11 protein-coding genes are annotated in these 10,481 nt (G+C 65.7%); 7 read left to right on the top strand and 4 right to left on the bottom strand.

Annotation, left to right across the window (positions count from 1 at the left end; translation table 11 throughout):
- Window positions 1-133: 133 nt before the first annotated feature.
- Window positions 134-307 carry a CsbD family protein gene (locus ACTIAO_RS04880; RefSeq protein WP_441905144.1) on the bottom strand — a complete coding sequence of 58 codons (174 nt, stop codon included), beginning with the start codon at window positions 305-307 and terminating at the stop codon, window positions 134-136.
- 176 nt (window positions 308-483) lie between these two features.
- Here ACTIAO_RS04880 and ACTIAO_RS04875 point away from each other — a divergent pair, with 176 nt between their 5' ends.
- Together ACTIAO_RS04875 and ACTIAO_RS04870 are read left to right on the top strand one after the other, a co-directional pair.
- A complete protein-coding gene (locus ACTIAO_RS04875) occupies window positions 484-2,619 on the top strand; it encodes an MMPL family transporter (protein WP_441905143.1) in 2,136 nt (711 codons plus the stop codon).
- A gap of 189 nt (window positions 2,620-2,808) precedes the next feature.
- Complete coding sequence (locus tag ACTIAO_RS04870) at window positions 2,809-3,015, top strand: cold-shock protein (protein ID WP_033105552.1); 207 nt, start codon at window positions 2,809-2,811, stop codon at window positions 3,013-3,015.
- Between the two features lie 70 nt (window positions 3,016-3,085).
- On the opposite strand, the gene ACTIAO_RS04865 is transcribed toward ACTIAO_RS04870, so the two are convergent.
- Entirely contained in the window at window positions 3,086-3,766 is a 681-nt protein-coding gene (locus tag ACTIAO_RS04865; RefSeq protein WP_441905142.1) for an HAD hydrolase-like protein, read from the bottom strand.
- 97 nt (window positions 3,767-3,863) lie between these two features.
- On the opposite strand from ACTIAO_RS04865, the gene ACTIAO_RS04860 reads away from it, so the two are divergent.
- Complete coding sequence (locus ACTIAO_RS04860) at window positions 3,864-4,172, top strand: response regulator (RefSeq protein ID WP_441905141.1); 309 nt, start codon at window positions 3,864-3,866, stop codon at window positions 4,170-4,172.
- Between the two features lie 10 nt (window positions 4,173-4,182).
- On the opposite strand, the gene nucS is transcribed toward ACTIAO_RS04860, so the two are convergent.
- Complete coding sequence (gene nucS / locus ACTIAO_RS04855) at window positions 4,183-4,878, bottom strand: endonuclease NucS (protein WP_441905140.1); 696 nt, start codon at window positions 4,876-4,878, stop codon at window positions 4,183-4,185.
- A 206-nt stretch (window positions 4,879-5,084) separates the two neighbouring features.
- On the opposite strand from nucS, the gene ACTIAO_RS04850 reads away from it, so the two are divergent.
- Both ACTIAO_RS04850 and ACTIAO_RS04845 read left to right on the top strand, forming a co-directional pair.
- Window positions 5,085-5,474, top strand: a complete 390-nt coding sequence (locus ACTIAO_RS04850) for a hypothetical protein (protein WP_441905139.1) — start codon at window positions 5,085-5,087, stop codon at window positions 5,472-5,474.
- Between the two features lie 122 nt (window positions 5,475-5,596).
- Window positions 5,597-5,833 carry a response regulator gene (locus ACTIAO_RS04845; RefSeq protein WP_441905138.1) on the top strand — a complete coding sequence of 79 codons (237 nt, stop codon included), beginning with the start codon at window positions 5,597-5,599 and terminating at the stop codon, window positions 5,831-5,833.
- Window positions 5,834-5,848: 15 nt separating this feature from the next.
- Here the strand turns inward: ACTIAO_RS04845 and ACTIAO_RS04840 are convergent, their stop codons facing one another.
- The gene (locus tag ACTIAO_RS04840) at window positions 5,849-7,084 is read right to left on the bottom strand and encodes an MFS transporter (protein WP_441905137.1); all 1,236 of its coding nucleotides are present in this window, start codon (window positions 7,082-7,084) and stop codon (window positions 5,849-5,851) included.
- Between the two features lie 58 nt (window positions 7,085-7,142).
- On the opposite strand from ACTIAO_RS04840, the gene ACTIAO_RS04835 reads away from it, so the two are divergent.
- Both ACTIAO_RS04835 and ACTIAO_RS04830 read left to right on the top strand, forming a co-directional pair.
- Complete coding sequence (locus ACTIAO_RS04835) at window positions 7,143-8,207, top strand: LacI family DNA-binding transcriptional regulator (protein ID WP_441905136.1); 1,065 nt, start codon at window positions 7,143-7,145, stop codon at window positions 8,205-8,207.
- Between the two features lie 94 nt (window positions 8,208-8,301).
- Window positions 8,302-10,481, top strand: a 2,180-nt coding sequence (locus tag ACTIAO_RS04830; protein ID WP_441905135.1) for a proton-conducting transporter transmembrane domain-containing protein, incomplete at its 3' end; no start/stop codon positions are given.

Raw genomic sequence — 10,481 nt, 5'->3', positions numbered from 1 at the left:
CCGCGCGGGCGCCCGCGCGCCCCGCTCGCCCGCGCCAGCCGCGAGAATCGGCCTCCCGCATGAGAATTGGCCTGCCAGCACGAGTTTCGTGCGGCAGGCCAATTCTCACGTGCAAGTGATGCGGAGGAGCAGGTTACTTGTTGAAGGCGTCCTTGACGTCGTCGCCAGCCTTCTTCATGTCGGCCTTGGCCTGGTCCATCTTGCCCTCGGCCTCGAGCTTCTCGTTGTCGGTCGCCTTGCCGGCGGCTTCCTTCATGTGGCCAGCCATGTCTTCAGCGGCGTGCTTCGCCTTGTCTCCAATGCCCATTGATCCATTCCTTTCGTCAGGGATCAGATGATCCGTACTCACACGCTCGCACGCGCTGCGGGATAACGCGAAGGGGTTGACGAGCGTGAAACAGCGCGTTAGGAATCTCTGCGCGATGGCGAAGTATCCACCTTTTGAGCGATGTCGGATCGTGCGCGCACTGGTGGGCTGGAACCATGACAGCAACGCGTGCGCGCCTCCCCGATCGACTGACCTCACGTCGAGGCGCCTGGATCTCCCTCGGCATCGTCCTCATCGCCTTCGTCGCACTGTTCGGCCTCTTCAGCAGAATCGATGCGCCCTCGGGCAATGAGACGGCGCCCGCCGATTCTGAGTCCACACAGGTGAGCGCTCTGCTCGACGAATTCCCGGATGCCGACGAGCAGTCCGTCCTCGTCGTCGCTTCACGGACGGATGCCGGTGAGCTGACAGCATCCGATCTCGATGCTCTGGGCGATCTCATTCCTGTGCTCGACGCTCACACGGGCCTGGAGTCATCGGGACCGAGCGTCAGCGATGACGGCGAGGCGGCAGTGGTGATCGCCCCCATCACGGTCGGCGAGGACAACGCCGAGACCGCCGACATCGTGAAGGACCTGCGTGCAGAGCTTCCGACGATCGACGGACTGACGCTGCAGATTACCGGAGGCCCGGCGTTCGGCGCCGACATCACCTCGTCGTTCGACGGCGCGGACTTCACGCTGCTGCTCGTGACGATCCTCATCGTTGCTGTGCTGCTGATCATCACCTACCGCTCGCCCATCCTCTGGCTGTTGCCGCTCGCGGTGGTCGCGTTCGCCGACCAGCTCGCATCGAAGGTGACCGGCGCGCTCGGATCGTGGCTGGACCTGCAGTTCGATGCCGGCATCATCAGCGTGCTCGTCTTCGGTGCCGGAACCAACTACGCCCTGCTTCTCATCTCGCGCTACCGCGAGGAACTCGCCGTGAACGAGAACCACCGCACAGCGCTCAGCGCTGCCTGGCGCAAGACGGTTCCGGCGATCGTGGCATCCAACGTGACCGTCGTGCTCGCGCTGCTGACGCTGGTCTTCGCCGTCATCCCCGGCACGCGTGGTCTCGGCATCTCGTCCGCGGTGGGGCTGCTGATCGCGCTCGCCGCAGTGCTGTTCGCGCTGCCGCCGGCGCTGGCCGTCTGCGGACGCAAGGTGTTCTGGCCGTTCGTTCCGAAGCCGGGCATGCCCGCGCGTCGTGAGTCGGTATGGCACGGCATCGCGACCCGCGTCTCGCGCCGCCCCGTGGTGAGCCTGGTCTCAGGCTTCGTCCTGCTCGCCGTCATGGGGGCGGGGCTCATCGGCACGTCTGTGGGGCTTGACCAGGTGGAGAAGTTCCGAGTGCAGTCCGAGTCGGCTGCCGGTCTCGAGCTGCTCTCGGACTACTTCCCGCCGGGAGAGTCGCAGCCGATCTTCATCGTCGCGGCATCCGCGCATGCAGACGACGTGATGGATGCTGTGGAAGATCTCGACGGGGTGGTGCGCGTGCATCCGACCGGTGAGACCGACGACGGGGATCTGACCCGCATCATGGTGACCGGTGAGTACGCACCGGGGACGAGCGAGAGCCTCGATCTGGTGACCGAACTGCGCGACGTCGTCCACGAGGTGCCGAACGCTGATGCGCTCGTCGGTGGGGCCATCGCGACGGATCTGGACGCCCGTGCCGGAAACCAGCACGATCTGCTGCTCATCGCACCGCTCGTGCTCGCCGTCAGCTTCATCGTGCTCCTCGTGCTGCTGCGTTCGATCGTTGCCCCGATCGTGCTGCTGCTGGTGAACCTCATCAGTGCGCTCGCGGCCATCGGCGCCGGAGCCTGGCTCAGCCGGGTGCTGTTCGACCAGCCCGCTCTCGATCTGCAGGTGCCGCTGCTGGCGTTCCTCTTCCTCGTCGCGCTGGGCATCGACTACACGATCTTCCTCGTGCACCGTGCGCGCACGGAGGCGCAACGGGTGGGAACGCGTGAGGGCATGGTGCAGGCGGTGTCGCACACAGGTGCAGTGATCACGAGTGCGGGCATTGTGCTGGCCGGTGTGTTCGCCGCTCTCGGCCTGCTGCCTCTGGTCACGCTCGGCCAGCTCGGACTGATCGTCGGCGTCGGCGTCGTGGTGGACACGCTCGTCGTACGCACGGTCATCGTCCCGGCACTCTTCAGCCTGCTCGGTGATCGGATCTGGTGGCCGCGGTCGCTGCCGACCCTGCCGGCAGATAAGTCCGCAGATCCAACTTATGAATCCGCAGAAAAAGAAAAATTTGTCCCCCAAATGGGGGACAAGGACGCCCTATCTGAGTTAGGGTAATTTAGACGCACCCTCCGGTCGTCTTTGGCCCTCACCGCTCCCCCCGCGGTGAGGGCCGTTTCTTTTTGGGGGCTGTTGCAACATTTGGATTAACATCGGCGCACAGCTATTCCCCTCTGACTGTGCGCAGATAATGTGGGCATCGCCGGGGCATCCTGCGTCGGTGACATTCCAGCAGAACGGCAGTACATGAGCACCCAAGGCACAGTCAAGTGGTTCAACTCGGAGAAGGGCTTCGGCTTCATCTCCCCCGATGACGGCGGCGCCGACGTCTTCGCGCACTACTCCGCCATTGAAGCAAGCGGCTACCGCTCACTCGACGAGAACCAGCGCGTCGAGTTCGAGGTGGCGCAGGGCCCCAAGGGCCTGCAGGCCGAGAACATCCGTCCCATCTGAGGGCCGATATCCACCGCACTCCCTGTTCGAGCGCATGCCAACCGCGTGCCTCGACGGGGAGTGCTGTGTCTTAAGCGGCTTCCTCGAGGAGCAGCAGCGAGCGCAGGGCGTCGGCATCGGCGGCTCGGAACGCGGCGCGTTCTGCCTCGGACGCATCGCCGAATCCCCACTCGGAGAAGATGACGGGGATGCCGAATTCCACCGCGCCTTCGACATCGTGGTGGCGGTCGCCGATGAGGACCGGCCGTGAGGTGTCGGCGCCTGCGGCCGCAAGGCGTTCGAGAGCCCAGCGGATCACGTCCGGCTTGCTGTCCGCGCGTCCGATCGTGCCACTGCGGGCGCCGGAGATCGCGGTGAACAGCCCCAGCAGGTCGTTGTGCTCGAGGATCGCGCGCACCTGATTCTCTGGCTTCGTGCTCGCCGTTGCCTGCGGGATGCCGGCGGCTGCGACGGCGCGGATCACATCGGGAACGCCCGGGTAGATGTCGACGGATGCCGCGTATCCATCACGTGCGGCGAGGGCGCGGTAGCGGGTGAGAGCTTCGGCGGCGTCATCGGGGCTGAGGCCGGCGAGTGTCTGGAACGACTCGTACATCGGGGGCCCGACCCAGCGCGGGAGCTCGGCGGCATCCGGCGCTGGCAGATCGAACGAGGCGAAGACCTCGAGCAGCCGCGGAAAGATGCCGGGAGTCGCGTCGGCGATCGTGCCGTCGACGTCCCAGAGCACGCAGGAATAGGGGGAGAGGGGCATGGCTTCAAGCCTAGCTTCGGGTACCCGGTTGCTGAGCCTGTCGTCGGTCGGTCATCGTGACAACCTGGACGCCACGAGAGAGAATGGAGGTGTGTTCGTGTCGATCGATTTGGTGACGATGCTCGCGAGTCTCGCGACTATCCTCGTCGCGCTCTTCGGCGGGTTCGCCTGGGTGATCCGTCGAATGGATGCTGGATTCGCGGCGCAGGAGGCTCGGTTCGACGCCAAGCTCAGCGCGCAGGAGGTGCGGACTGACGGCCATTTCGCTGCGCAGGATGCGCGGGTTGATGCGCGCTTCGATCGCGTCGAGGAACGACTCGGCCGGGTCGAGCAAGAACTCACCGAGGTGAAGATCTCGATCGCCCGCCTGGAGGGACCGACGCCGCGACTGGTCACCGCTCGGTGACAGACCGAGCTCAGAACAGCCGCGGGACTCCGGACTCGATGCCTTTCATGTCGTCGTAGTCCAGGACGAGACAGCGGATGCCGCGATCTTCAGCGAGCACGCGCGCTTGCGGCTTGATCTCCTGCGCGGCGAAGACGCCCTGCACCGGGGCGAGGTGCGGATCGCGTCCGAGCAGTTCGAGGTAGCGGGTCAGCTGCTCGACGCCGTCGATGTCGCCGCGGCGCTTGATCTCGACCGCGATGGCAGCACCCCCAGCATCCCGCACCATCAGATCGACCGGGCCGATCGCTGTCGGATATTCGCGGCGCACGAGCGTCGCGCCCTCGCTCACGCGATCGACCTGCTCGGCGAGGAGGCGCTGCAGGTCGGCCTCGACACCATCCTTCTGCAGGCCGGGGTCGATCCCGAGTTCGTGCGCGGAGTCGTGCAGCACCTCATAGATCTGCACGCGCAGGGCATCACCAGTCTTCTTGTGCGTCACGCGCCACACATCGATCACGCCGGCACTGGCCTCTTCTTCGCCGGGCTCCTCGGTCGTGAGGGTGCACGGCGGGCTCATCCAGTTCAGCGGCTTGTAGCTGCCGCCGTCCGAGTGCACCAGCAGTGACCCGTCGCCCTTGTGCACGAGAAGACGCGTGGCGAGAGGCAGATGGGCGTGGAGCCGCCCGGTGTAATCCACGGAGCAGCGGGCAATGACAAGACGCACCCGACGAGCCTACTTCGTCTTGGTGGGTGGGGATGTCTGAGGTGGGGCCTACACTCACAGCGATGCCCGTGCGACACCGCCGCGCGACAGAAAAAGGATCATCGATGATTGAGATTGCTCGCGTCTCTCGTTGCTCAGCCGCCCCCGGATCGCGATTTTTCGAGCGGTGGTGCGATCTCCCTTCCCATCCCGAGTGGGCGCCGAGTATGGAGTACTTCGTCCTTGATGGACCGTTCGGTCTCGGCGCGACGGGCCGTTCACGCGCGGTCGGTGGTGACGAGACTCGTTTCACCGTTACCCGTCTCGGCCCGGGGTGGGTGTACGCGGACACCACCGAGCTCGATGGCGTCCGGCTCACGGTTCTTCACGAAGCCGTCGACGGCGAGCCCAGCACAGTCGTCACCCTGACCGGCCCACTAGACGGTGATCGTGAAGCTGTACGCGGCGCAGAGCTTGCACCTGGGCTGCAGCTCGCGCTCGAGCGAGATCTGGCCTCGCTCGTCGCGCTGCTTGAATCCGAACGATCGATAGTTTCGGCAGGACAATCCCGGTCTTCGCTGCCTGTACCCATCGAGACACCGCTTTACGATGACTGAACTCCTCCTGCACCGAACGAGAATTGGTGGCGTTATCCACAATTCGTGTTCGCGATGCCGCCCGCGTGAGCGGTCAACCTTAGAGTCGTGACAACGCGGCAGAAGCTTGCGAGAATAGGAGAATGATCGTGTCAGCCGAGACCTTGGCGGTGCTGGGAAGCGCCGTGACGATCATCGTCGCGATGTTCGCTGGATTCGGCTGGATGATTTCACGAATGGACAGCAAGTTCGACTCGATGGATCGCCGGTTCACAGAGGTCGACGCCCGTTTCGCTCGTGTCGACCATGAGCTGTCCGAGGTCAAGATCGCCATCGCCCGTCTGGAAGGGCCGACGCCCCGCCTCATCCAGACGCGCTGATTCAGACGCGCTGATTCAGGCCCGCTGATTCAGGTTTCGCGTGGGCGACTCGGCGAGTGGCTTCGCCGCCCCGGAGAACAGTCCGGATGCCACCACGAGCGCCACCAGGATGAACAGCGTGTTCAGCAGCCCGATGTGCTCGCTGATGAGACCCAGCACGGGCGGGCCGCCGAGGAACGCGATGTAGCCGATGGTCGCGGCGGCGCTCACCCGCGCGGCAGCCTTGGCCGGATCATCGGCCGCCGCCGACATTCCGAGCGGGAAGCCGAGCGATGCGCCGACACCCCACAGCGCGGCACCGATGAAGACGAACAGGAGCGACGGCGCGAGGACGAACAGCAGGATGCCGCCGGCGGCAGCCACCGCGAGTACGCGCAGCACCAGCACCCGGCCGAAGCGGTCCACGAGTGGTCCGCCGAAGAGCCGCACGGCCGTCATGCACACCGAGAACACCGTTAGTGCGGCAGCTCCCATCGCAGTTCCGCCGCCGTGGTCCTCGGCCGTGCCGAGAGCGAGCCAGTCGTTGGCACCGCCTTCGGCGAAGGACATCCCGAGCATCACGACGCCGAGCGCATAGGTGCGCGGCTCGCGCCACGCAGACAGGGCATCGTGCATGCGTGCCCGCCAGTGCGGCTTCTCTCCAGGAACTTCCGGGTCGAGCACGGCTTCGCGGTTCGGCACGTTTGCGATGCACGCGAACGCCGCGACGAGGATCGCGGCTGCCACGATCGTGATGTGTGTAGCGACGGCGATGTGCCAATTGGCTGCAATCCAGCCGAGCCCGGCGCCGATCACGGTGCCGAAGCTGAAGAACGCGTGGAACAGCGGCAGGATCGTCTTTCCAGCATCCTGTTCGATGGCCGTCGCCTCGACGTTCATCATGACGTCGAGGCCGCCGTTGCCGAGTCCGAACAGCATGAGACCCACGACAACCACCGGCACCGAGGTGAGCACGTTCGTACCGATACCGACCAGGGCAAGCCCGATGGACAGCGTGATCATCATCGTGAGCATCCCGCGACGAGCGCCGGTGCGCGCCATCACGGCGGGTCCGGTCGAGATGCCGATGATCGATGCGATGCCCATTCCCAGCAGCAGCAACCCGATCTGGGCATTGTCGATGTCCAGCGCGAGCTTGATATCGGGGACGCGTGAGGCCCACGTCGCGATCGAGACGCCGCTGGCGAGGAAGATCGCGAAGACGGCGTTGCGCCAGTGGACGTACTGAGCGCGGCTGAGCGTGGATTCCATTACTCGAGGGTATCGAATCGATTCGATTTTGAAAACATGAAGAGGCTATCCTCAAGGTATGATCGCTGCATCCGCTTCTCGTCGGGCGACGCTCTCCGACGTCGCTCACGAGGCCGGTGTGTCGATGTCGACGGCATCCGTCGTCTTCAGTGGCAAGACGAAAGTGTCGGATGCTACGCGCGAACGCGTGCTCGCCGCGGCGAGCACGCTCGGCTACACGGGCCCTGATCCGATGGCCGCCTCGCTCCGCCGCGGACGCACCGGAATCGTCGCCGTCGTCCTCGAGGGACAACTGCGGGCAGCATTCCTCGATCCGGTCACGATTCCGATGATGGACGGCCTCACCGAAGGAATCGCGCCGCTCGGTGCGGGGCTCCTGCTGCTGCGCGATGAGCCAGGAGATGACGACGTGTCGGCGCTCACGACCGCACCCGTCGACGCCGCGGTGCTGATCGGATGCTCCGACAGGTTCCGCGCGTCGTTGGATATCGTTCGCGGCAGGGGGCTGCCCGTCGTCGTGATCGAAGGCGACGCCGGTGAGGGGATCCCGCAGATCACTCTCGACAACCGCGAAGCGGCAGCCGAGATCGCACGACACGTCCACGGGCTCGGGCACACCGACGTCACCGTGGTCGCATTGCCTCCCGGCAGCGATCGCCAGCGGGGGCTGATCACGCCGGACCGTCTCGCGCGCGCCACGGTCGAGGTCACGGTCGATCGACTCATCGGCGTGCGCGATGTGTACCCCGACGCGCCCGCATTCGGCGCGAAGGCGAGTTCCATCGACGAGGGTGTGATCGCCGGACGCGAACTGCTGACCGATCCCGCGAACCGATCCACCGCGATCCTCGCGCAGAGCGATCTGCTCGCCGTCGGTGTGATCCGCGCCGCCGAAGAGCTCGGGCTCCGCGTTCCTGAGGACGTCAGTGTGGCCGGTTTCGACGGCATCCGCGTCGATGGGATCGGTGAGCATGCGCTCACGACGATGGTCCAGCCGGCCGTCGAAAAGGGGCGCGCCGCCGGTGAGCAGGTGGTGAGGATGCTGCGCGGAGAGCCGCCCGAATCGCTTCACCTCACCTGTCATTTCCGCCGCGGGACGACCACGGGTATTCCCGTGCGCTGACAGTTTCGGTGTGCACGTCGTCTGCGACGGGTAAACTGGGAAAAACCTGCCCGCCTGCGCCTCTGATGGCCGACGAGCCATTGAGGAGCCGCCGATGATCGTGCTCCTTGCTGTGTTCCTCGTGGGGGCGCTCTTGCTTCCGCTTCTGGTGCGCTGGCTCGGAGCTCAGGCGTTCGCGATCGCCGCGCTTGTTCCTGCAGCGGCATTCGTGCACGCGCTCGTGATGACACCGCAGGTGCTGGCGGGGGATCCGGCTCCGTTCGAATCCATCTCGTGGATACCGCAGATCGGCTTGAATCTGTCGATGCACATGGACGTGCTCGGCTGGGTGCTCACCCTCATCGTCACCGGAGTCGGCGCGCTGGTGCTGCTCTACTGCCGCTGGTACTTCTACGACGACACCACCGACGTCGGCCAGTTCGCCGGCGTGCTGCTCGGCTTCGCCGGCGCCATGTACGGGCTCGTCCTCACCGACGACATCGTCATGCTCGTGATGTTCTGGGAAGTCACCAGCATCCTGTCCTACCTGCTCATCGGCCACTACCGGCGTCGTGCCGCCAGCCGTCGTGCCGCACTGCAGGCGCTTCTGGTGACGACGCTCGGCGGCCTCGTGATGTTCGTCGGCGTCGTGCTGCTCTCGGTGGACGCCGGTACGACGAGCATCGCCGAGATCCTCGAGATCGCACCGACCGGTCCGGTCGTGGATGCCGCGATCGTGATGCTTCTGGTCGGCGCACTGAGCAAGTCGGCGATCTTCCCGTTCCACTTCTGGCTGCCCGGTGCGATGGCGGCTCCGACCCCGGTGAGCGCGTATCTGCACGCGGCGGCGATGGTGAAAGCCGGTATCTACCTGATCGCCCGGTTCGCGCCGATCTTCGCCCTTTCGGAGCCGTGGCGGCCGATCGTGATCTCCCTCGGTGTGTTCACGATGCTGCTCGGCGGATTCCAGGCCCTGCGCGAGACCGACCTCAAACGCGTGCTCGCCTTCGGCACGGTCAGCCAGCTCGGATTCTTCACCGTCATGGTCGGGTACGGCACCCAGGCCACGGCCCTTGCCGGACTCGCCCTGGTCATCGGCCACGCGCTGTTCAAGTCGGCGCTCTTCCTCATCATCGGCGTCATCGACCGTCAGCTTTCCACGCGAGATCTCCGCGAGCTCTCCGGCGTGGGCAGACAGGCGCCGGTTATGGCGACAGCGGCATTCATCTCCGTAGCATCCATGATGGGCATCGCCCCGACCATCGGATTCGTGGCCAAGGAGTCCGCGCTGACCAGCCTGCTGGATGACGCCATCGGCGGTTCGGTCTGGGGTCTGGTCGCATTGATCGGCGTCATCCTCGGGTCTATGCTCACCGCGGCATATGGCGTGCGATTCCTGTGGGGAGCGTTCTGGCGCAAGCGCGACAAGCAGGGCGAGCGGATGCCGGATACGGTCTGGCCCGACCCGCCCGTCGGCTTCCTGTCGGCGCCGATCATCCTCTCCGGCCTCACTCTCGCGGCCGGGCTCGGTGCTCCTGCGGTCGATGTCGCCCTGCGCGGGTACGCGGTCACGGCGGTTCCCGGTCTGGATGCCGAGGGAGTTCCCACTGAAGGGCCGGGCCATCTCGCGCTCTGGCACGGATTCGAGCCGGCGCTGGGCATCTCGCTGCTGTCGATTCTGCTCGGAATCGGTCTGTTCCTGCTCACCCGTCGCACCGGATGGGATGCCCGTCCGCGCATACTGCCGTTCACTGCGGCCGACGCGTACGCGTTCGTCATGCGCGGAGTGGACCGGCTCTCGGTCATCACGACGTCGCTGACGCAGCGCGGTTCGCTCCCGGTATACGTCGGCACCATCTTCGTGGTCTTCGTGGCCGCGGAGGTCACCGCCCTCCTCGCGAGTGACGTCGACCAGCTGAATCTGTCTGCCTGGCACACGCCGACCCAGGTCGCGGTCGCACCGATCATGGCCATCGCCGCAGTGTTCGCCGTGCAAGCGCGCAAGCGCTACACCGGCGTTGTGCTCGTGTCGGTCACTGGCCTCGGCATGGTTGCGCTGTTCGCGACGAGCGGTGCTCCCGACCTCGCGCTCACGCAGATCCTCGTCGAGACCGTGACGATGGTGACCTTCGCGCTGGTGCTGCGCCGGCTGCCGTCGCGCATGGGCGAGCACAATGCCTCGGTGTCTCGCATCCCCCGCGCGCTGCTCGCTATCGGCACAGGACTGACGATGGCGTTGATCGTCGTCGTGGCGACCCAGTCGCGCGTCGCCGACCCGATCTCGGTCGCATTCCC

The organism is Microbacterium sp. (assembly GCF_052099035.1).
Lineage (GTDB): Bacteria > Actinomycetota > Actinomycetes > Actinomycetales > Microbacteriaceae > Microbacterium.
This window is presented reverse-complemented; position numbering and strand designations above follow the sequence as displayed.